Consider the following 22134-nt stretch of genomic DNA (forward strand, 5'->3'; position numbering starts at 1 on the left):
CGGCCCCATGACCACGACCGTACGGGCCGGCACTGACAACGCCCCCGAACCGAGCCCCCGCCGACGGGTGCTGTCAGTGCCTGTTGGTAGAACTGCGGACACATCACGGACCGCACACCTTTCCTCCCCGGGAGCAGCCGTATGACCATCGGCCACCACCTCGACGCGCTGTACGGGCTGCCCGCGTACACGTTTCCCGGCGTCAAGCACCGGCCCCGGCCGGTCGAACCGGACGCCGTGGCCTGGCGCGTCACCGGCGACGTCTACGACGCGGACGAGAACTGGACGGACGCGTTCGCCCGCTTCTGCGCCACCGTCGAGACCACCCGTGTGCGGGCCCTGATCGTCGGCGCCTGGGAGGAGGCCTACGACACGGACCCGTCCGCCGTCATCGAGGCCCTCACCGCCGCCCGGGACCGCTTCCCCGCACTGCGGGCGCTGTTCCTCGGCGACATGGTGATGGAGGAGTGCGAGATCTCCTGGATCAACCAGACCGACGTCACCCCCCTCCTGGCCGCCTTTCCCCGGCTGGAGGAGCTGGGCGTGCGCGGCGGGTCCGGGCTGCGGTTCCCCGCCCTGAGCCACGATGCGCTGCGCAGGCTCGTGATCGAGACCGGCGGGCTGCCCGCGGAGGTCGTGCGCGGGATCGGCGGCAGCGACCTGCCCGCGCTGGAGCACCTCGACCTGTGGCTGGGCACACCGGAGTACGGCGGCGACAGCGAGGCCACGGACCTGGAGCCGATCCTGTCGGGCGGCCGGCTGCCGAACCTGCGCCATCTGGCCCTGCGTAACAGCGAGATGCAGGACGCCGTGGCCGCGGCCGTGGCGTCCGCGCCGGTGGTGGCGCGCCTGGAGGTGCTCGACCTCTCCATGGGCGTCCTGACCGACGAAGGCGCGGCCGCCCTGCTCGGCGGGCAGCCGCTCACCCATCTCAAGATGCTCGACCTGCACCACCATTACCTGAGTGAGCCCCTCCTGGAGCGGGTCCGGCAGACCCTGGAGCCGGCCGGAGTCGAGGTCGGCCTCGACCGCGGCGATGCCGAGGAGGATGCCGACGGCGACGGCACCGTGTGGCGGTATGTCGCCGTCGGCGAGTGACGCGGGGCCGCGTTTCGCGGTGGTCGGCAACCCGGAGAACCGCCGGGTGGCCCTTTTCGCGGACGCGGTGCGCGCGGCCGGTCTCCCCGCCCCGCGCGTCGTGGCCTGGAGCGACGTGCTCCGTGCCCGGGGAGCCGACTTCGACGGCGACGAGATCGTCCGGATCGACTCACCCGGGGAGAACCCCGAGGTCGACCGGATGCTGCGCGGCGCGCAGGACCCCACCAGGGTCGAGGGCTCGGCCCGCTGGTACGCCCGCTTCACGGCGGCGGTGCGCGGGCTGCGCGGCGGCGTCCGCCTCGACGACCCCGACGACCTGACCGTGCTGTTCGACAAGCGGCTCTGTCACGGCGTCCTCGACGCCGCGGGCGTCCCGGTCCCCGCCTCGCCCACCTCGGGTCCGCGGGGCATCGCGGTGCGCGGCTGGGACGACGTGCGCGGGGTGATGCGCGGGCACCGGATGTCCCGGCTGTTCGTGAAGCCCGCGCACGGGTCCTCCGCGTCGGGCGTTCTGGCCGTCGAATCGGGCGGCGGCCGCATCAGGGCCACGACCTCCGTGGAACGCGCCGCCGACGGCAGCCTGTACAACTCCCTCAGGGTGCGGCGTTACGAACGCGAACAGGACATCGCGGCCGTCGTGGACGCTCTCGCCCCGGACGGCCTGCACCTCGAACGCTGGCTGCCGAAGGCGTCCCAGGACGGCCGGGCCGCCGACCTCAGAGTCGTGGTGGTGGCGGGCCGTGCCACCCACGCGGTGGTCCGCACCAGCCGCTCGCCGCTGACCAACCTCCATCTGGGCGGCCGGCGGGGAGACCTGCCGGCCGCACGGCAGGCGGTGGAGGCGGCGGGCGCCGACTGGTCCGACGTGCTGGGCGTCTGCGAGCGGGCCGCGGCCTGCTTCCCGCGCACCCTGTGCGTCGGCGTGGACCTGCTGCCCGCGGTGGGCTGGCGCGGCGCCGCGGTCGGCGAGGTCAACGCCTTCGGCGACCTGCTGCCCCGGCTCACGGGCCTGCCCGGCAGCGGAGCCGAGGGCCTCGACACCTACGGCGCCCAGGTGGCCGCCGTGCTGCGCGACCGGAACGACAGAGGAACACCCCATGCCTGAGCCCGACATGAACGACGTCGTGGGCCGTCACGACATCCTCCTGGTCACCCTCGACACCCTGCGGTACGACGTGGCCGAGGAACTCGCGGAGGCGGGCCGCATTCCCCACCTGGCCCGCCACCTCCCCGGCGGCCGCTGGGAGAAAAGGCACGCCCCGGGCAGCTTCACCTACGCCTCCCACCAGGCGATCTTCGCCGGTTTCCTGCCTACCCCGGCCGCCCCCGGACCGCACCCGCGGCTGTTCGCGGCGAGCTTCGCGGGCAGTGAGACCACGGCGCCCGGCACCTATGTCTACGACACCCCCGACATCGTCTCGGGTCTGGCCCGGGACGGCTATCACACCGTGTGCGTCGGGGGAGTGGGCTTCTTCAACCGGCAGGGCCCCCTGGGCTCGGTCCTGCCCGGTCTGTTCCACGAGTCCCACTGGGAACCGGAGTTCGGTGTGACCTCGCCCCACTCCTTCGAGCACCAGATCGACCGGGTCGAGGAGGCCGTACGGCGACTCCCCGACGAGCGGCGGCTGTTCCTCTTCGTGAACGTGTCCGCCCTGCACCAGCCGAACTGGTTCCATCTGCCCGGCGCCACCCGCGAGGCGGGCGACAGCCGTGCGACCCACGCCGCCGCGCTGGAGTACGTGGACCGGCACATCGGGCGGCTCTTCGCCGCCGCGAGCAGCAGGCGCCGCTGCTTCGCGATCGTCTGCTCCGACCACGGCACCGCCTACGGCGACGACGGCTACACCGGACACCGGCTCGGCCACGAGTGCGTGTGGACCGTCCCGTACGCCCACTTCTTCCTCGACCACGCGCCCCGTGACCGCACACCCCGCCCGACGGAGACCGCCCGATGACCACCGCCGAGCCGACCACCGAGCCGACCACCGCCGAGCCGATCACCGGTGTCAGCCCGTACCAGCACTACATCTACGCCTATCCCCACAAGACCGCCTACTGCCCGCTCCCCGCCCGCCCGCTCCTGCGCCGGCTCTGGGCGGCCGAGCCCAAGGAGGCGCTCTCCCTCTACCTGCACATACCGTTCTGCGAGGTCCGCTGCGGCTTCTGCAACCTCTTCACCCGCATCGGCGCGCCCGACGGCCTCACCGGCGCCTACCTGGACGCGCTGGAACGGCAGGCGACAGTCGTGCGCGAGGCGCTGGGGGAGACGGACCGGGTCCGATTCGCCACCGCGGCCTTCGGCGGCGGCACCCCCACCTTCCTCACCGCCGGTGAGCTGGAGCGCCTCTGCGACATCGCCGAGCACCGCATGGGCGCCGACCTGCGCGCGGTCCCGCTCTCCGTCGAGGCCTCACCCGCCACGGCCACCGCCGACCGCCTCGCCGTCCTGGCCGAGCGCGGCGCCACCCGGCTCAGCCTGGGCGTCCAGAGCTTCGTCGAGACCGAGGCCAGAGCCGCCGTACGACCGCAGCGCCGCGCCGACGTCGAGACCGCCCTCGCCCGCATCCGCGACGCGCGCATCCCGGTCCTCAACATCGACCTCATCTACGGCATCGAGGGTCAGAGCGAACAGAGCTGGCTGCACTCCCTGGACGCCGCCCTGGCCTGGCGGCCCGAGGAGCTCTACCTCTACCCCCTCTACGTCCGCCCCCTCACCGGCCTCGGCCGACGCGCCACGACCGGCCCCGACCCGGCCTGGGACGAACAGCGTCTGACCCTGTACCGGACCGGTCGCGACCACCTCCTCGCGCACGGCTACACCCAGCAGTCCATGCGGATGTTCCGCCGTGCCGACGCGCCGCCCCAGGGCGCCGACGACTACGCCTGCCAGAGCGACGGCATGATCGGTCTCGGCTGCGGCGCCCGCTCCTACACGGCCGCACTGCACTACTCCTTCGACTACGCGGTCGGCATGCACGAGATCCGCGGCATCATCGACGACTACGTATCCAGCGGCCCGGCCGACTTCGCCCGCGCCCAGGTCGGCTTCCGCATGGACCCGCGCGAGGCGCGCCGCCGCCACCTCCTGCAGTCCCTGCTCCAGGCCGAGGGGCTGCGCCTCGACGACTACCGGGCCCGCTTCGGCGGCACGCCCGCCGACGACTTCGGCCCCGAACTCGGGCGCCTCGCCGACCGCGGCTGGCTCACCGACGCCGACCCGACGACCCTGCGGCTCACCCCCGAGGGGCTCGCCCACTCCGACGCCGTCGGCCCCGACCTGTTCTCACCGGCCGTGCGGACCGCCATGGCCGCCTACGAACGCAAGTGAGGCGACCGCCATGGACCTGACCCTCCTCTACCGCGGTCCGCTCGCCTCCTGCGACTACGACTGCCCCTACTGCCCGTTCGCCAAGCGGCGCGACTCGACGGCGCAGCTGCGCGCCGACCGGGCCGCGCTCGAACGGTTCGCCGGCTGGGCCGCGGCCCGGACCGAGGACCGGCTCTCCCTTCTCTTCACCCCCTGGGGCGAGGGCCTGGTCCGCTCCTGGTACCGGCGTACCCTGGCCGACCTCTCCCGTCTCCCGCACATCCGCCGCGTCGCGATCCAGACCAACCTCAGCTGCCGCACCGACTGGCTCGCCGAGGCCGACCCCGCCACGCTGGCGCTGTGGTGCACCTACCACCCGGGCCAGACGCCATACGAGCGGTTCCTCGCCAAGTGCCGGGATCTGACGGACCGGGGCATCCGCTTCAGCGTCGGCGTCGTCGGCCTCCCCGAGCACCTCGAAGCGGCCCGCCGCCTGCGCGTCGACCTGCCCGCGCACGTCTACCTGTGGATCAACGCCGCCGAGGGGCACGTCTACGACGACGCCGAGGCCGACGGGTGGACGGCCCTGGACCCGCTCTTCCCGTACAGCCGCCATCCGCACGCCAGCGCCGGCCTGCCCTGCCGCACCGGCGAGTCGGTGATCTCGGTCGACGGGGACGGCACGGTCCGCCGCTGCCACTTCGTCCGCGCCGAACTCGGCAACCTCTACGACGGCTCGTACCGCGCCGCCCTGCGCCCCCGGACCTGCCCGCTCGCCGTCTGCGACTGCCACATCGGCTATGTGCACCTGGAGACGCTCCCGCTGTACGACGTCTTCGCGGGCGGCGTCCTGGAGCGCGTCCCGGCCGCACAGCACTCCGCCCGTGTCGCGACGATCGCGACACGGGCGGAGACAGCGAACGGGCAGGACGCTACGGGGTCACGTCCGTGACCCTCCAGCGCTGGTTGGAGCCGGAGTTGGCCTGCCAGGTCGTCACGGCGGCGCCTTCGTTCGTCGCCTGGCCGCCGACTTCGAGGAGCCGTCCGGTGGCCGCGTTCACCAGGGTCCACGTGCCGTCGCCGGTGGTCGACATGATCCACTCGGTGGCGGGGTCACGCCTGCCGGTGTCGGGCTCGACCACCGGCACGTCGTTCCGCACGGCGAGGCGCTTGCCCTCGGCCGGGTTGGCGAAGACGTAACGCTGGCGCGCGCCCTTGTCGCCGTGCCGGGCGTCCAGCTGCCACTGCTGCGCGGTGCTGCCGTTGGCCGACCCGATGACCAGGCTCGTTCCGTTGGCGGCGACGGTGACCGCCTTGCCGCTCTGCACGCCGGTCAGCGTGTAGGAGTGACCCTTGCTGAACAGGCCGGCGTTCTTCGCGACGCCCGAGACGCCCTTGACGGCGAAGGAGGTCACGGACTGGGCGGGGACGGTGTAGGTGGCCTTGCCGTCCACGACCCTGACCGGGGCCTGCTGCTGGAGCTTGCCGTCGGCGCTGGTCACGGTCGGTGTGACGGTCGCGTTGCCCTTGATGCTGCGGAACTTGGACAGGTCGATGGTGACCGTGCGGGCCGCGGTGGTGGAGTTGACGTGGACGAGCGAGACGCCCTTGCCGTCCTTGGTCACGGCCGCGGCGCTGGAGGTGTCGTCCACCTTGATCAGCTTGTCGCCGGGCTTGATGAAGTGGGTGAAGTTGCGGGCGGTGTCGAACTTGGTGTTCGTGAAGATCGGACACGACTGCACAGTGTCCGTCCTGGTGCAGCTGAACGGGAGCTGGATCTCGCCCCAGTTGCCGCCCTTGGCGGACTCGCCGCCCGGCTTCATGTTGTCGTAGTCCTCGACCGGCTGCCAGAACACCCAGGCGGTGGGCTCCAGTTCACGCAGGTCGTTCACCATCTGCTGGGCCAGCCCGAGGCCCGGACGCATGTCGGTGAAGCTCTGCCCGTCGCCCCAGTCGCCCTCGACCTCGCTCATCCACAGCGGCTTGTCGGCGGCCTTGGCGAGGTCGCGGACGGTGGTGCGCTGCCCGGTGCCGTAGGTGTGGACGTTCATCTGGTCCACGAGGTCCTTGGCGGCCTGCGAGTAGGAGTTCCAGTTGGTGGCGAAGAGGGACGGGTTGGTCTCGTCCATCGCCGATATCCCGGCCTTGACCTTGGCCTTCTTCAGTGCGGGCGCCAGCGCGGCGAGCACCTTCTGCTGGAGCTCGGGGCCGATGTGAGCGCCCTCCTGGCGGCCGCCGACGGGCCGGCCGTTCGCGTCGAGCCGGGTGCCCCAGTAGCCGGTGTTGGGCTCGTTGAACGGGTCGATCGTGTCGACCTTGATGCCCTCGCCCTTCTCCAGCCGCTTCGTCGCACCCGCCAGATAGGCGGCGAAGTCGTCGACGGAGTCGGCCTTCAGCTGGTCGGTGTTGGCGTTGAACCCGCCGGACACATACCCGCTCTCCGTCATGAACCACGGCGGGGAGTTGCTGAACGCCTCCCAGTGGGTGATGTCCTTCTTGATGCGGTTCACCCACCAGCGCTGGGTGGCGTCCGCCTTGGGGTTCCAGTCGGCGGGGTCGTCCGCGCTCCACCAGTCGGTGTCCTCGAGGGTGGTGCCCGCGGGCGCCTTCCACCAGCCCTGCACGGCGCCGCCGGCCCGCAGGTAGTTCTCGACGTCCGGAGCGTTGCCGCCGCCGATGTTGTAGCGGGCGATGTTCAGCGCCAGGCCGTCGTCACCGAAGAGCAGTTTGGCGAGCTTCTCCCGGACCGCCGGGGGATAGTCGCCGGTGGCGTTGGCGAACCAGACCAGGCTGGTGCCCCAGCCTTCGAACTTCTCCTGCTGGTACGAGGGGTCCGGCGTCACCGTGACGGCGGCCTCGGCGTGCGCCTGCACGGGGACGCTCAAGAGCGCGGCCCCGGTGGCCAGTGCGGTGAGTGCGGCGGCCCCGAGGGTCCGTCTGCTGCGGGTACGGCGTGCCATGTGTGCTCCCAACTGCGGTGCGGTCGCTGTGGCGGGCCCCCTCCCGCCGTGCGGGCCGGAGGGGATGGCCCCCGGGCACGGGTCAGGCCGTGCCCGGGGAGTCGTGGGGTGCGGGTGGGGACGTCAGGCGGTGGGCCGGTGCAGGACGACGACCTCCCGGGGACCGAGGACGAGGGAGCCCTCCGCGTCGCGGGCGCCGAGCAGTACCTCGCCGTCGAGGCCGGGCACCTGCACCGTGTCGTCGGTCCGGTTGACCAGGAACAGGAACCGTCCCTGGGGGCCGCGCCGTACCGCCAGTTCGACCGATCCCCTGGCCTGCGACGGAAGTTCGCTGCTCACACCGGCCGGTTCCAGCAGGCGCGGCAGCAGCGAGCGCAGCCCGTCGACGCCGAGCCGGGTCGACACGTACGAGGCCGAGCCGGCGCCCGTGGACCGGCGGGTGACCGCGGGCCGCCCGGAGTGCACCCCGCTGCGGTAGTGCGCCAGGACCTCCGTGTCGCCGTCGGCGAGGGTGATCCGGTCGGTCCACAGACTGCCCCGGGTGGAGTCGTCCAGCTCCACGCTCTCGCCGGCGAGCAGCGGGCCGAACTCCTCGATGCGGATGCCGAGCAGGTCGCGCAGCGCGCCGGGGTATCCGCCGAGCCACACATGGTCGTTCTCGTCGACGACCCCGGAGAAGTACGTGGTGACGAGGTGGCCGCCCCGCTCGACGTAGCGCGTGAGGTCCTTGGCCAGTTCGGCCGGCACCATGTGCAGCACGGGCGCGACGAGGACCTGGTGGCGCGAGAGGTCGGCGCGGGTGGTCACGAGGTCGGCGCGGACGCCGAGGGCCAGGAGCGCCGAGTACCAGTCGAGCGCCTCCTGCCGGTAGTCCAGCAGGGCGCTCGGGTGGGAGTCCTGCTCGCTGGCCCACCACGACTCCCAGTCGTAGAGGATGCCGACGGCCGCCGCCTCGCGTTCCGAACCCGCCACCGGGGCGAGCGTCTTGAGCTTGGCGCCGAGGTCGGCGACCGCGCGGAACAGGTCGCTGTCCGCGCCGGCGTGCGGGACCATCGCAGAGTGGTACTTCTCGGCGCCGGCCGCGGACTGCCGCCACTGGAAGAAGCACACCGCGTCCGCGCCGTGCGCCACGTGCAGCAGCGAGTCGCGGGCCAGGTCGCCCGGTCGCTTCGCCACGTTCACGGGCTGCCAGTTGACCGCGCTGGTGGAGTGCTCCATCAGGAACCACGGCCGGCCGCTCGCGATGCCGCTGACCAGGTTGGCGGAGAAGGACAGCTCGTCGCGGTCCTGCGGGCCGGGATGCACGTAGTGGTCGTTGGAGACGAAGTCGATCTCGCCCGCCCAGTCCGGGTAGTTCATGCCCTTCGTGCCGCCCATCACCATGAAGTTGGTGGTGACGGGAACGCCGGGGGTGATCTCCCGCAGGATCTCGCGCTCCGCGACGAGGTGGTCCTTCAGCGCGTCCGAGGAGAACCGCTTGAAGTCCAGCTGCTGGGTGGGGTTGGGATGGGACGCGGCCAGCCGCGGAGGCAGGATCTGCTCCCAGTCGCTGTAGCGCTGCGACCAGAACGCCGTGCCCCAGGCGTGGTTGAGGGCGTCGAGCGTGCCGTAACGGGCGCGCAGCCAGACGCGGAAGGCGCGGGCCGCGTCGTCGGAGTGGTCGTAGACGTTGTGGCACCCGAGCTCGTTGGAGACGTGCCAGGCGACCAGCGCCGGGTGGTCCTTGTAGCGGCCGGCGATCTCGCGGACCAGGCGCAGTGCGTGCTCGCGGAAGACGGGAGAGGTGGGCCGCCAGTGCTGCCGGGCGCCCGGCCAGAGCGTCTCGCCGTTCGCCGTGACCGGCAGGATCTCGGGGTGGGCCGTGGTGAGCCACGGCGGCGGAGAGGCGGTGGCGGTGGCCAGGTCGACGCCTATCCCGCCCGCGTGCAGCAGGTCCATGACCTCGTCGAGCCAGCCGAAGTCCCAGGTGTCCGGGCCCGGCTGGATGCGGGCCCAGGAGAAGATCCCCACGGAGACGACGGTGACGCCGGCCTCCTGCATCAGCCGGACGTCCTCCTCCCACACGTCCCGGGGCCACTGCTCGGGGTTGTAGTCGGCGCCGTAGGCCAGACGCGGAGCGGGGTCACCGTCCGCCCCGCGCAGCATGCGGGACTGGAGGGTGGAGATCATGGCGGTCCTTCCGAAGGTGGTGCACGGGGGCGGCGCGGCCCGGGAGCCGCGCCGCCCGGCGTTTCACTGCATGGGGATTACTGGGTACTGATCACTGCGTACCGACTGTTTCCGACTACTTCTCGATCGTGAAGCCCTGCTCCTGGCCGTACTTGACCGAGGCGTCCTGCCAGGCCTTCAGAGTGTCCGCCAGCTTGGCGCTGGAGACGTAGGCCTTGCCGACCGTGTCGTTGAAGATCGAGTTCGCGTACGGCTGGAACGGGAGGTACGACCAGTCGCTCGCCACGTTGGCGGCGGAGTCGGCGAAGATCTTGTTGGCCTCCTGGCCGCCGAAGTAGTCGAACTTCTTGCTCTGGAACGCGGGGGACTCGAGCTCCGCCTTGGTGGCGGGGAAGGCGCCCTCGCCGACGCGGGTGGCGACACCGGCGCCGGAGTTGGCGTACTCGGTGAAGGCGTAGGCGAGTTCCTTGTTCTTGGCCAGCGCCGGGACGGCCAGCGAGCTGCCGCCGTTCTCCGCGCTCGCCTTGTCGCCCTTGGTCCAGGCCGGCATCGGCGCCGCGCGCCACTGGCCCTTGGCGTTCGGGACGCCGGTGACGAAGTTGGCGGGCATCCAGGCGCCGGTGGGCAGGGTGGCGATGGTGCCGTCGCCGAGGCCCTTGTACCAGTCGTCGGTCCAGCCGTTGACCGGGGCGACCAGCTTCTCGCTGATCAGCTGCTGCCAGACCGTCTCGTACTTCTTGGCACCGGCGTCGTCGAAGTTGATGCCGAGCTTCGTGCCGTCGACCTTGTAGGGGCGCGAACCGGCCTGCCACAGCAGGGAGGTGGTCAGGCCCGGGTCACCGAGGTCGCTGGTGATGTAGACCTTGGGGTCGGCCTTGTGGAGCTTGCGGGCGGCGTCGAGGTACTCGTCCCAGGTGGTCGGGACGGCGATCTTGTACTTGTCGAAGACCGTCTTGTTGTAGAACAGCGCCATCGGGCCCGAGTCCATCGGCAGGCCGTAGACCTTGTCGCCGTCGCTGACCGCGTTCCACGGGCCCGGCGTGTACTTGGAGGCGAGCTTGGAGGCGCCGTACGGGGCCAGGTCGGTCAGGCCCTTGGTCAGGGAGTACTGGCCGAGGGCGAAGTACTCGACCTGAGCGACGTCCGGGACGCCCTTGCCGGCCGAGATCGCGTTGGACAGCGCGGTGTAGTGCTTGTCCCCGGAGCGCTCGCTGACCAGGTTGACCTTGACCTTCGGGTACTTCTTCTGGAAGTCGGCGGCCACCGTCTTCAGGGTGGGCTCCCAGGCCCAGACCGTGATGTCGCCGCCCTTGTCCAGGGCGGCCTGGATGTCGCCGGCGGAGACGGCCTTGGTGTCGGAGGCGTCGTCCGAGCCGCCGCAGGCGGTCACGCCCAGGGCCAGGGTGGAGACGAGGGCGATGCCGCGCAGGATGCGGCTCGTTGTTCTGCGCATGGTGCTTCCACTTCTACGTGGGTGGGACAGGTGAGGGTGGAGGTGGTGCCGGTGTTGCTCACATGTGGGGTTCGGGGGCGCTGCCCGCGTCACTCCTTGACGCTTCCGGCGGAGAGGCCGGACTGCCAGTACTTCTGGAGGAACAGGAAGGCGGCGATGAGAGGGAGGATCGTGAGCAGGGATCCCGTGATCACCAGGTTGAAGATCACGTCTCCGCCGATGGTCTGTGCCTGGGAGCTCCAGGCGCTCAGACCCAGCGTCAGCGGGTACCAGTCGGGGTCCTTCAGCATGATCAGCGGGAGGAAGTAGTTGTTCCAGGTGGCGACCGTGGTGAACAGCAGCACGGTCACGATCCCGGGGGCCAGCAGCGGCAGCGCGACCTGGAAGAAGGTCCGCACCTCGCTCGCCCCGTCCATCCGGGCCGCCTCCAGCAGCTCGGTCGGGATCGCCTCGGCGGCGAACACCCACATCAGGTAGAGGCCGAACGGAGACACCAGCGAGGGGATGATGACCGCCCAGGGGGTGTCGGTCAGGCCCATCTTGCTGAACATCAGGAAGGTCGGCACGGCCAGCGCCGTGGCCGGCACGGCGACCGCGCCGATCACGACGGCGAAGATCGCCCGCTTGCCGGGGAACTGGAACTTCGCCAGGGCGTACCCGCCGAGCACGGCCAGCAGGGTCGCGCCGCCCGCACCGAGCACCACGTACAGCAGGGTGTTCAGCAGCCAGCGGCCGAAGATGCCGTCGTGGTAGGTGAAGGTGTCCCGGATGTTGTCCCACAGGGCGAAGTCGTGGGCGAACCACAGCCCGTTGGAGTCGGCGAGCCCGGCCTGGGTCTTCGTGGAGTTGATGACCAGCCAGATGAGCGGCACCACGGTGTAGAGGACCATCAGGGCCATCAGCACCGTCAGCAGCACATTGCGCTTCGGCTTGCCCGGGGTGTGCTTCTTGCGAGGGGTCCGCAGCCTGGGCGCGCTGCTCTTCGCGGGGGAGGCGGTGACAGAGGTGCTCATCGGGTCACGCTCCCTTGCGCATGCCGCGCAGCTGGACGGCGTAGGCGACGATCATCGTGATGACGCCCATGATGATGGCCACCGTCGCCGAGTAGTTGTGCTGCTGGCCGTTGAAGGACAGCGAGTACGTGTAGAAGTTCGGCGTGAAGTCCGTGGTGATCGAGTTCAGCGCCAGCGGACGCAGGATGCTCGGCTCGTTGAAGAGCTGGAAACTGCCGATGATCGAGAAGATCGTCGCGATGACGAGCGCGCCCCGGATCGCGGGCAGCTTGATCGAGCCGATGATCCGCCACTGGCCCGCGCCGTCGATCTCCGCAGCCTCGTACAGCGAGGTCGGCACGACGCGCAGCGCCGAGTAGAAGATCAGCATGTTGTACCCGACGAACTCCCAGGTCACGATGTTGCCGATGGAGGCGAGCACCCAGTCCGGGGAGAGCAGGTCGGGCAGGGTGACATCGAACGCGGAGTTGATGTCGCCCACCAGGCCGTACTTGGTGCCGTACATGAAGCCCCACATGAGGGTGGCGACCACGGCGGGCACGGCGTACGGCAGGAAGATCGTGATCCGGAAGAAGCTCTTGCCGTAGAGCCGGCCGCTGTCCAGCGCCAGCGCGACCAGCAGGGCGATGCCCAGCATGATCGGCACCTGGACCGCCAGGAAGAGCGCCACCCGTCCGACGGCCGACCAGAACGCGTCGTCCTGCAGGGCCTGCGTGTAGTTGTCCAGGCCGACGAAGTGGTTTCCGCCGATGAGCTGGTCGCGGAAGAGGCTCAGGTAGATCGAGTACGCGATCGGCGCCAGGAAGACCAGCGCGAACACCACCACGAAGGGACCGATGAAACCCCATCCCGTCCAGGAGCGGCGGTCCCGTTTCGCCGGAGGAGGTGCCGGCCGCGGCTCGGCGGCCACCGGCGGTTGCAGCGTCGTCATGTCGTTCCTCGCTCGTCCAGAACTGGAGCAGGCGGTGTTGCGCGGAGATTTCCGAACGCCTCACCGCCACCATGATGTTTACGCAAACATCGGCCACGCAAGAGACTGGGCAAGCTGTTATGTTTACGTAAACATCTGATGGCGGCATGTCTACACTGCCCCGATAACGATGGTCAAGAGTCGTCTGGGGAGACCGTGGCACCTGCGCCGACAGAGAGGTGGGGACACCGAGTGGACATGGCTCGAAGAACACCGGCCGACGTGCCCAGACGCACCCGGGCCACCGCCTCCATGGCCGACGTCGCCCGGCTCGCCGGGGTGTCGTCGCAGACCGTCTCGCGTGTCTCCAACGGTTACGCGGGCGTGAACGAGGAGACCCGGCAGCAGGTCCTCGCCGCCATGGCCGAACTCGGCTACCGGCCCAACAGCGCCGCCCGCGCCCTCAAGCGCGGCGAGTTCCGCACGATCGGCGTCATCACGTTCACGCTGTCCACCACGGGAAACGTGCGCACCCTGGAGGCGATCGCCACCTCGGCGGCCGAGGAAGGCTACGCGGTGACCCTGCTCCCGGTGGCCGTGCCCACCACCGACGAGGTGCGCGGCGCGTTCTCCCGGCTCGAGGAACTGGCCGTCGACGCCGTCATCGTGATCATGGAAGTGCACCTGCTGGACGCGGCGACCGTCAAACTGCCGCCGCACGTCCAGGTGGTGGTGGTCGACTCCGACGCCGGGGACCACTACACCGTCGTCGACACCGACCAGGCGGGCGGCACCCGGACCGCCGTCCAGCATCTCCTCGACCTCGGACACCGGACCGTATGGCATCTGGGCGGGCCCGAGGGCTCGTTCGCCGCTCAGCGCCGCGCGGACGCCTGGCGCGCCGCCCTCGCCGAGGCGGGCCGCACGCCCCCGCCCCTCGTCCGAGGGGACTGGTCGGCGGAGTCCGGCTACCGGGCCGGCCTCGAACTCGCGGCCCGCGAGGAGTGCACCGCCGTCTTCGCGGCCAACGACCAGATGGCCCTCGGCCTGCTGCGGGCCCTGCACGAACGCGGCCGCCGGGTGCCCGAGGACGTCAGCGTCATCGGCTTCGACGACATCCCCGAGGCGGGCTCCTTCCTGCCGCCGCTCACCACCCTGCACCAGGACTTCGCCGAGGTCGGCCGCCTGTGCGTCCAGGCCGTGCTGCGCAAGATGCGCCCGGACGGTTCCGAGCACGGCACGACGCTCGTGCCCACGCGACTGGTCCTGCGCGACAGCACGGCCCCACCGCCCGCCGAGGGCTAGCCGCCCGTCGCCCGGCGGGAGGGGTGCGCGGCGGTCGATCCGTACGGCGCCGGGGCTCCGGGTGCCGGCGGCGCGCCGCGTGCGAGGCGGCCGGGGACCGGACGTGGCTGGAGCCCTGGGTGGCCGAGGTTCCGCCGTCGTCGAGGTGTGCGGTGGCCGAGGTGTGCCCGGCCGCGTGTGCAAGCCCGGGCCGACGGGACAGGAGCGGGCGCGCCCCTTCTCCCGGGGCCGACGGGGCCTCGCACAGAGGCGCGTGGCACGGGGAGGGGAAATGTGAGGCGTGGCGCGGGTGGTTACCTCGGGTGTTCGCCCACGGCGCGGGCCGCGGTCCGCCATGCCGTGGTGACGGCGAGCCGGGCCGCCGTCGTGCCGCGCTCCGTCTCCGAGGGCAGGCGCAGCGGTGCGCCCAGGTGCACGTGGCAGTGCGGACGGCGCACGGGCGCGGTGAGCGTGCCCGCCAGCTGCTTGGCGGTCGAGCCCGAGGCGATCCGTCGGGCGCCCGCGTGCCCCACCGGCACGACCAGCGAGCCGGTCGCCTGGGCCAGTCTGGCGAGTCCCGTGCGGAAGGCCTCGGGCGCCGACGCCCCCGCGTCCTTGCGGTGCGGCAGTCCGCCCTCGCCGTAGAGCAGCACGTGCCGGCCCCCGGCGAGCGCCTCGGCGGCGGCGTCGAGAGCCAGCGCCGCACGCGCCGAACGCCGGTGGACCGGGATGTGTCCCTCGCGCGTCAGGGCCCTGCCGAGCAGCGGGATGCGCCACAGTCCGGCGGTCGCCATGACCACCGGCTCCAGTTCGAACCGCCGCAGGGCGGTCAGGACGACGGCCGGGTCGGCCATCGAGTCGTGGTTGGCCACGAATATGGTCCCCGCGGGCAGCCGCAGCTTGATCTCGCTGGTGACGGTGAGGCGCCCGAAGAGCGGCGTCAGGGCGTAGACGGCACGGCTGAACACGAGGGCCTCCGGGCTGGACGATCGGAGCCCCAGTCTCCCGGCGGCGGGGCCCCCACGCCTGAGTACGGCTACTCAGATACCGGCCCCGCGCCGAACGGCGGTGAAACGGCCCGGTGTTCGAACCCCGGTCGGGGGCATTCGGAGAACAGTCACATCGACGAGACGACGACACCGAAGCGACACCGGACCCGAACAACGCACACCGAAGCACTACATATCGAAGCATCACACCCGGCGACACCCGGCGTCAGTGCACCGCGGCAGTACACCGCAACGACTCGGCGGAACGACTCGCCGGAACACCGGCTCGCCTGAACGACTCGCCGGGACAAGGCGCCCGGCGAAGCTCCAGACCCGAAAGGACGGACCCCGTGCTCGCCATCATCTCGGCAGTGCTGTTTTTCATCGCCTTCCTGATCAACGCGGCGGACATCTCCACCAACGACACCTTCACCTCCACCAACGTCATGCTGATCGGACTGGCCCTGCTCGCCCTCCATGTCGCGGGCATCGGCAGCGGCTGGGCGGTCCGCGGCCGCCGGCGCTGATCCCGCCCGACGGCACCGCGGCGCCTGTCGCGCCGCGTGCCCGTCGCACCGCAGCGGATCGCGGCACGGGCCGGACGGACCGGACCGGACGGACCGGACCGGACGGACCGGACCGGACGAACTCCGGATACGGCGGGCCGGCCCGTAGTCGCGGGCGGGCGCTCCCACAGGGAAAGATGGGACCGCAAGCCAATGGTCAACCGATGTGGAGGAGCGGGCACATGCAGCACGAGCGAGCGGGCCGGACGGCCGGCCCCGAAGATCTCGTCGACGTCGCCCGGCTGGTCACCGCGTACTACGCGCTGCACCCGGACCCGGCCGACCCGGCCCAGCGGGTGGCGTTCGGCACCTCGGGGCACCGCGGATCGTCGCTGAACACGGCGTTCAACGAGGATCACATCGCCGCGACCAGCCAGGCGATCTGCGAGTACCGCGCGGCCCAGGGCACCGACGGCCCCCTTTTCCTCGGTGCCGACAGCCATGCCCTGTCCGAGCCCGCGCGGGTCACGGCGCTGGAGGTGTTCGCGGCCAACGGCGTGAGCGTGCTCATCGACGACGCCGACGGCTACACCCCCACGCCCGCCGTCTCCCACGCCATCCTCACCCACAACCGGGGCCGCACGACCGGCCTCGCCGACGGCGTGGTGGTCACCCCCTCGCACAACCCGCCCGCCGACGGCGGCTTCAAGTACAACCCGCCGAGCGGCGGGCCGGCCGGCTCGGACGCCACCTCCTGGATCCAGGACCGCGCCAACGACGTGATCGCGGCCGGCCTCAAGGACGTACGGCGCATCCCGTACACGAGGGCCCTCGGCGCCTCCACCACCGGTCGCCACGACTTCCTCGGCGCCTACGTCGCGGACCTGCCGAACGTCGTCGACCTGGACGCGATCCGCGCCGCGGGCGTCCGCATCGGCGCCGACCCGCTGGGCGGGGCGTCGGTCGCCTACTGGGGCCGGATCGCCGAGCAGCACCGGATCGACCTGACCGTCGTCAACCCGCTCACCGACCCGACCTGGCGTTTCATGACGCTGGACTGGGACGGCAAGATCCGCATGGACTGCTCGTCGCCGTACGCGATGGCCTCGCTCATCGACCAGCGTGACCGTTTCCGGATCGCGACGGGCAACGACGCCGACGCCGACCGGCACGGCATCGTCACGCCGGACGCGGGCCTGATGAACCCCAACCACTACCTGGCCGCCGCCATCGGCTACCTCTACGCGCACCGGGAGCAGTGGCCCGCCGGGGCGGGCATCGGCAAGACCCTGGTGTCGTCCTCGATGATCGACCGGGTCGCCGCCGACCTCGGGCGCCGGCTGGTCGAGGTGCCCGTCGGCTTCAAGTGGTTCGTGGACGGCCTGGTCGACGGCTCGCTGGGCTTCGGAGGGGAGGAGTCGGCCGGGGCGTCCTTCCTGCGTCGTGACGGCTCCGTCTGGACCACGGACAAGGACGGCATCATCCTGGCGCTGCTGGCCTCCGAGATCACGGCGGTCACCGAGAAAACCCCGTCGGAGCACTACGCCGCCCTGACGGAACGCTTCGGCGCGCCCGCCTACGCCCGTATCGACGCGCCGGCCACCCGCGAGGAGAAGGCGCTGCTCGCCAAGCTCTCACCCGCGCAGGTCACCGCGGACACCCTGGCCGGCGAAGCCGTCACCGGCGTGCTCACCGAGGCCCCGGGCAACGGCGCGGCCATCGGCGGCATCAAGGTGACCACCGCCAACGCCTGGTTCGCCGCCCGGCCGTCGGGCACGGAGGACGTCTACAAGATCTACGGCGAGTCCTTCCTCGGGCCGGACCACCTGCGCCGGGTGCAGGAGGAGGCCAAGCAGGTCGTGGACGCGGCCCTGGCCGGCTGAACCGCGCCCCGCCCGGGCGGGGCGGGGCGGAAGCCGCCGTGGCGGCGGGGAAGGCGTGCGGGCACACCGTGCCACGTGAGGCGGTGCCGAGGTCGGGCCGGCACGGCTCGGCCCGGTATCATCCTATGAAGGTAAAATGCGAGTTTTGCCTGAAAGGGGTGACAGGGCGCCCGCCTCCTTCCTTCCTCCCTCCCTTCCGATGAGCCGCCGTCCCGCCGGAGTGATCGATGTCCCGCAAGCGCCGCACGGACGACGGCGACGAGCTGCTGGCCAGGCTCGGTTCGCTGACCGCCCAGGCGCGCGAGCGCGCGGAGCTGCAACGCTCCCGCGTGGAACTGGCCCTGGCACTGCAGCGCGGCATGCTGCCCAGGGACCTGCCGGCGGCCCCCGGATTCCGGCTCGCGGTGAAGTACGCCCCCGCCTGCCACGGCCTCAACGTGGGCGGCGACTGGTACGACGCCTTCGCCATGCCGGACGGCCGCATCGGTCTGTCGATCGGCGACGTCCAGGGGCACAACATAGAGGCGACCGCGTTCATGGGACAGGTCCGCGTCGGGCTGCGCGCCCTGGCCTCCGTCACCGGAGAGCCCGGCGAGCTCCTCGCCCGGACCAACGAACTGCTCCTCTCGCTCGGCAGCGACCTCTTCGCCACCTGCACCTTCATGCGTCTCGACCCCGCCACGGGCGTCCTGGAGAGCGCGCGCGCCGGGCACATCCCGTGCGTGTGGGCCACCGCCGACGGAAAGTCCGGCGTCGCCGAGGACGAGGGCGGACCGCCGCTCGGCGTCCAGGACGGCATGGACTATCCCGTGACCCGCTACCGGCTCACCAAGGGCGGCGTCTTCGTGCTGCTCACCGACGGGGTGGTGGAGGGGCCGACGCTCAGCGTCGAGGAGGGCCTCGACCAGGTGGTGCGGCTCGCGGGGATCGCCGCCGTCGCGGGCATGGAGGCGGACGCGCTCGCCGCCGCGGTCATCAAGCGCGCCGAGCGCGTCGGCCACGAGGACGACGCGGCCGTCCTCGTCGTCGGCCATGACGGACTGACGGGACCGGAACGTCCCCGGGTTCAGCCATAGGGCCGGTTCGCCGTGTCCCTCGCCTCGCCGACAGTGCCGCGGCGGTGTCTGATGGCTGCTGTGGTGGGTACTCCCGATCTGCGCCGGACGGCCGTCTTCGTCATCCAGACGCTGGCCGTCGCCCTGTGCTACTACGGGGCCGGGCGGCTCGGCCTCGTGCGGGAGCTCGTCGTCGAAGGCGCGGTCTTCACGCCCATCTGGCCGCCCACCGGCGTGGCGGTGGCCAGTCTGCTGATCCTCGGGATCCGCTCCTGGGCGGGCATCGCGCTCGGAGCCCTTCTCGTCATCATGTCCCTGACGTCGCTGCGGCCCGCGGTGATCGGCAACCTCGCCGGCAACACCGTGGCCCCCGTCTGCGCGTACCTCATGCTCCGCAAGGTGGGCTTCCGCACCGACCTGACCCGGTTACGCGACGGTCTGGCACTGGTCTTCCTGGGGGCCCTCACCGCCATGCTGATCAGTTCCACCGTCGGCGTGGGTCTCCTGTTCCTCACCGACAAGATCAATGCGCACAGTTTCTGGGCCGTGTGGCTGGCCTGGTGGGTCGGGGACGCGATGGGCGTCCTCATCGTCACGCCGGTCCTGCTGGTGCTCTACACGCTCCGACGGCCCCTGCACCTGTCCCGCTGGAAGGAGGGCACGGGCCTGGTGCTCATCGCCTGCGCCGTCGTGCCGCTGGCCACCCGCAGCCATGTCAGCCTGCTCTTCCTCGTCTACCCGCTGCTGATCTGGGCGGCACTGCGGTTCCAACTGGGCGGGAGCATGCTGTGCGCCCTGTTCACCTCCGTGCTCGCCACGGTCGCCGCCACCGACGGGGCGGGGCCCTTCACACGACTGACCCGCGTGGAGGTGATGCTCAAGCTCCAGGCCTTCAACGGGACGATGGCCCTCACGGCGCTGCTGCTCTCCGCGGTGATCGCGGAGCAGCGCAGCACCCGACGCTCCGTGGAACGGGCCTGCCAGGAACTGGTCGAGGTCCTGGAACACCTCACGGCCGGCGACATCCCACCGGGGCGGCCCACGAAGGACAAGGACTCCTGAGGGGCCGTGCCGTCGGCCGATCCGGACGGCGTCACACGCGTGTGCGATAGTCGGAGTCCATGGTCCCGGTGGGCGACACGCACAAGAGGCGACTGAAGCGCGGCGGTCTCGTCGTGCTCGCCCTGCTGCTCCTCGCCGGTTCCGCGGAGTCACGGGGAGCGCCGCCCCCGCGGCCGAGCGAGCCGTCCGCCGTCACCGCGTGTCTCACTCCGGCAGGGGAGTTGACGGCCGACCTGAACGCCGACGGCTACCCGGACCGCATGTCCGACCCGTCCCGCGTCGGCGCCCGCCTGACGATCGCCTTCGGCGTCGGCTCGGCCCGTGAGACGACCGCCGGGGTGCGTGCGCTCGCCGACCGTGCGGGGGAGCACCAGTCGTTCGCGCGCGCCGCCGTCGCGGACTTCGACGGCGACGGCTGGAGCGACCTCCTCGTCGTCGCCGGCGCCGAACAGCGCGGGGATGACCCCGTCCGCCCCAAGGTCTCCGAGCTGAGACTGGGACCCTTCTCCGACACGGGCCGCGGGCAGCGGACGATCCCGCTCGACCTGGGGGCGGCGAAGGACATCGCCGTCATCGACATCGATCATGACCGCTACCCGGACCTGCTGGCGCACGTGTACAGCGGGGACGGCCTGTACGAGACGCGCATCCACCTGGGCGAGGGCGACGGGGGACTCAGGGACGCTCCCCGCCGGCACGACGGCACCACGGACGACACCGGCCGCGGCATCGCGGACGACTTCCTCCACGCCGGCCTCGAACCCTTCTATCCGCACTGCGCGGCCGACGCCCCCGCCGGGGCCCCGGACTCCGCCTGACGAGCGCGCCCGCGCCTCGACCGACGTGATTGTCAGTGCCTGCGCCTACGGTTTCGGCAGTGGGATCCGCCGGAACGGCCGCGGGTCCGCCCTGGGGAGGGGTGTGTCATGTCTACGGGGTCCAGCAGCGTGTCGACGACGTATCTGGAGCTGTCGCAGGACGACGGCGGTGCGCACAAGTTCTACGAAGTGGCCGTCGACGGCACGGTGGTGACGGTTCGCTACGGCAGGATCGGCGCCTCCGGCCAGATGCAGACGACCACGTTCCCCACCGCCGACAAGGCCCGAGCGGCCGCCGCGAAGAAGGTCGGCGAGAAGGTACGCAAGGGATACACCCCGGCTGTCGCGGGACAGCGCGCCCCGCGTGCGGTGACCCGTCGTCAGGTGGCCTCGGCCCCTTCCACCGCGCGTGCCGTGGCTCCGGTGCTGTGGCGGTTCCGCACCGGCTCCTCGGCGTTCGGCATCCACGTCGACGACGACCGCTGCTGGGTCGGCAACCAGGCGGGCGACGTCTACACCCTGGACCACGACGGCGGCGTCCTCGCCCGCTTCAGCCTGCCGGACGGGGTGAAGTGCCTGGTCGCCGACGACTTCTGGATCTACGCCGGCTGTGACGACGGCAAGGTCTACGACCTGTCCTCGAAGCTGCCCTTCGCCGCGTACGACATCACGGCCGACGTCGACATCTTCTGGCTGGACATCCACGAGGGGATCCTCAACGTCTCGGACCGGGGCGGCCGGCTCACCGTCATCGACCACGAGGACGAGCACCAGTGGGCCCGACGCAGCCAGGGCGAGCACGCGTGGATGGTGCGCGCCGACGACCGGGCCGTCTACCACGGACACCACCGGGGCGTCACCGCCTACGCGCCCGACGGCGGCGGCGAACTCTGGCACACGCCCACCCGGGGCGGCGTCCTGTTCGGCTGGCAGGAGGAGGACGCCGTGTACGCGGGAACCGCGCACCGGGTGGTCCAGCGGCTGTCGAAGGCCACCGGGGCGGTCGAGGCCACGTACGGCTGCGACAGCGCGGTGTACTCGTGCGCCACCTCGCCCAACGGGCGGTTCGTGTTCGCGGGCGACGCGTCGTCATCCGTGTACTGCTTCGACCGGGACGGCACCCGTCTGTGGAAGCTCGGTACCGGCGGCGGATCCGCCCTGTCGATGCAGTACCGCGACGAACGGCTGTACCTGGTGACCACGGACGGCTCGCTGGTCTGCGTGGACGCGAGCGAGGCCGCCGTCGACGCCGCCCAGCAGGGCACGGTTCCGGTGGCACGGGACGTCAAGCTCGCGGCCGCCCTGCCGACCTACGCGCCCGCCACGGCGGTGAGCGCGGTGGCCACCGTGGCGCAGGCCCCTGCCGGCGCGATCGTCGTCGAGTGCGTCCAGCGGGCCGGGCGCGTGCGGGTGCACGTGGTCTCCGACGGCTACGACGCGTCCTGGAACGTCCAGTTCCCGCGTGAGATACGGCAGCCCGGGGCGCGCTACGTCGTCGACGCCCTGCACCCGGCGGCCGGCGGCTTCTACCGGGTCCGCGGTGACATCCGGCGTCTGCTGTGACGGCAGCCGCAGCCCCGCCGCCCGCCGCCGCGCCCGCCCTGGCGGGACGGCACGGCGGCGGGCA

18 protein-coding genes are annotated in these 22134 nt (G+C 71.5%); 12 read left to right on the forward strand and 6 right to left on the reverse strand.

Annotated elements, in window-relative coordinates:
• Nucleotides 1–141: 141 nt before the first annotated feature.
• From BG482_RS30915 to BG482_RS30935, 5 genes are read left to right on the forward strand one after another with little or no spacing between them, the layout of a single operon-like run.
• Complete coding sequence (locus BG482_RS30915; RefSeq protein ID WP_069772481.1) at nucleotides 142–1098, forward strand: STM4015 family protein; 957 nt, start codon at nucleotides 142–144, stop codon at nucleotides 1096–1098.
• Nucleotides 1079–2203 carry an STM4014 family protein gene (locus tag BG482_RS30920; RefSeq protein ID WP_069772482.1) on the forward strand — a complete coding sequence of 375 codons (1125 nt, stop codon included), beginning with the start codon at nucleotides 1079–1081 and terminating at the stop codon, nucleotides 2201–2203. The genes BG482_RS30915 and BG482_RS30920 overlap by 20 nt, the downstream gene beginning before the upstream one ends.
• A 7-nt stretch (nucleotides 2204–2210) precedes the next feature.
• The gene (locus BG482_RS30925; protein ID WP_176741514.1) at nucleotides 2211–3053 is read left to right on the forward strand and encodes an STM4013/SEN3800 family hydrolase; all 843 of its coding nucleotides are present in this window, start codon (nucleotides 2211–2213) and stop codon (nucleotides 3051–3053) included.
• Nucleotides 3050–4426, forward strand: a complete 1377-nt coding sequence (locus tag BG482_RS30930; RefSeq protein ID WP_069772484.1) for an STM4012 family radical SAM protein — start codon at nucleotides 3050–3052, stop codon at nucleotides 4424–4426. The genes BG482_RS30925 and BG482_RS30930 overlap by 4 nt, the downstream gene beginning before the upstream one ends.
• Before the next feature lie 10 nt (nucleotides 4427–4436).
• Nucleotides 4437–5357: an STM4011 family radical SAM protein gene (locus BG482_RS30935; RefSeq protein ID WP_069772485.1), complete on the forward strand. Its 921-nt coding sequence runs from the start codon at nucleotides 4437–4439 to the stop codon at nucleotides 5355–5357.
• Here the strand turns inward: BG482_RS30935 and BG482_RS30940 are convergent.
• The 5 genes from BG482_RS30940 to BG482_RS30960 all read right to left on the reverse strand — a co-directional run bounded on the left by BG482_RS30940 (nucleotide 5338) and on the right by BG482_RS30960 (nucleotide 12931).
• On the reverse strand, nucleotides 5338–7365 hold the full coding sequence (locus tag BG482_RS30940; RefSeq protein WP_069772486.1) for a glycoside hydrolase: 2028 nt from the start codon (nucleotides 7363–7365) through the stop codon (nucleotides 5338–5340). The two genes, BG482_RS30935 and BG482_RS30940, sit on opposite strands and share 20 nt — an antisense overlap.
• Nucleotides 7366–7488: 123 nt before the next feature.
• Nucleotides 7489–9534, reverse strand: coding sequence for a beta-galactosidase (locus BG482_RS30945; protein WP_069772487.1), 2046 nt, complete (start codon nucleotides 9532–9534; stop codon nucleotides 7489–7491).
• Between the two features lie 115 nt (nucleotides 9535–9649).
• Nucleotides 9650–10987 carry an ABC transporter substrate-binding protein gene (locus tag BG482_RS30950; protein ID WP_069772488.1) on the reverse strand — a complete coding sequence of 446 codons (1338 nt, stop codon included), beginning with the start codon at nucleotides 10985–10987 and terminating at the stop codon, nucleotides 9650–9652.
• A gap of 89 nt (nucleotides 10988–11076) precedes the next feature.
• Nucleotides 11077–12000 (reverse strand): carbohydrate ABC transporter permease, encoded by a 924-nt coding sequence (locus BG482_RS30955; protein WP_069772489.1) that lies wholly within the window; start codon nucleotides 11998–12000, stop codon nucleotides 11077–11079.
• A 4-nt stretch (nucleotides 12001–12004) separates the two neighbouring features.
• A complete protein-coding gene (locus tag BG482_RS30960) occupies nucleotides 12005–12931 on the reverse strand; it encodes a carbohydrate ABC transporter permease (RefSeq protein ID WP_069772490.1) in 927 nt (308 codons plus the stop codon).
• 291 nt (nucleotides 12932–13222) lie between these two features.
• Here BG482_RS30960 and BG482_RS30965 point away from each other — a divergent pair, with 291 nt between their 5' ends.
• Nucleotides 13223–14215 carry a LacI family DNA-binding transcriptional regulator gene (locus BG482_RS30965; RefSeq protein ID WP_370745926.1) on the forward strand — a complete coding sequence of 331 codons (993 nt, stop codon included), beginning with the start codon at nucleotides 13223–13225 and terminating at the stop codon, nucleotides 14213–14215.
• Nucleotides 14216–14508: 293 nt separating this feature from the next.
• Here BG482_RS30965 and BG482_RS30970 read toward each other — a convergent pair whose 3' ends face one another.
• On the reverse strand, nucleotides 14509–15162 hold the full coding sequence (locus tag BG482_RS30970; protein WP_069772491.1) for a lysophospholipid acyltransferase family protein: 654 nt from the start codon (nucleotides 15160–15162) through the stop codon (nucleotides 14509–14511).
• A gap of 371 nt (nucleotides 15163–15533) precedes the next feature.
• On the opposite strand from BG482_RS30970, the gene BG482_RS42960 reads away from it, so the two are divergent.
• The 6 genes from BG482_RS42960 to BG482_RS30995 all read left to right on the forward strand — a co-directional run bounded on the left by BG482_RS42960 (nucleotide 15534) and on the right by BG482_RS30995 (nucleotide 22070).
• Nucleotides 15534–15710, forward strand: a complete 177-nt coding sequence (locus BG482_RS42960) for a hypothetical protein (RefSeq protein ID WP_107450821.1) — start codon at nucleotides 15534–15536, stop codon at nucleotides 15708–15710.
• A 221-nt stretch (nucleotides 15711–15931) separates the two neighbouring features.
• Nucleotides 15932–17572 (forward strand): phosphoglucomutase (alpha-D-glucose-1,6-bisphosphate-dependent), encoded by a 1641-nt coding sequence (gene pgm / locus BG482_RS30975; RefSeq protein WP_069772492.1) that lies wholly within the window; start codon nucleotides 15932–15934, stop codon nucleotides 17570–17572.
• Nucleotides 17573–17799: 227 nt separating this feature from the next.
• Complete coding sequence (locus tag BG482_RS30980; protein WP_069772493.1) at nucleotides 17800–18648, forward strand: PP2C family protein-serine/threonine phosphatase; 849 nt, start codon at nucleotides 17800–17802, stop codon at nucleotides 18646–18648.
• A gap of 60 nt (nucleotides 18649–18708) precedes the next feature.
• The gene (locus BG482_RS30985; RefSeq protein ID WP_069772494.1) at nucleotides 18709–19689 is read left to right on the forward strand and encodes an MASE1 domain-containing protein; all 981 of its coding nucleotides are present in this window, start codon (nucleotides 18709–18711) and stop codon (nucleotides 19687–19689) included.
• A gap of 59 nt (nucleotides 19690–19748) precedes the next feature.
• The gene (locus BG482_RS30990; protein WP_069772495.1) at nucleotides 19749–20507 is read left to right on the forward strand and encodes a VCBS repeat-containing protein; all 759 of its coding nucleotides are present in this window, start codon (nucleotides 19749–19751) and stop codon (nucleotides 20505–20507) included.
• A 108-nt stretch (nucleotides 20508–20615) separates the two neighbouring features.
• Complete coding sequence (locus tag BG482_RS30995; RefSeq protein ID WP_069772496.1) at nucleotides 20616–22070, forward strand: WGR domain-containing protein; 1455 nt, start codon at nucleotides 20616–20618, stop codon at nucleotides 22068–22070.
• Nucleotides 22071–22134 lie beyond the last annotated feature (64 nt).

The organism is Streptomyces sp. LUP30 (assembly GCF_001746365.1).
In the GTDB taxonomy this organism is placed as follows: domain Bacteria; phylum Actinomycetota; class Actinomycetes; order Streptomycetales; family Streptomycetaceae; genus Streptomyces.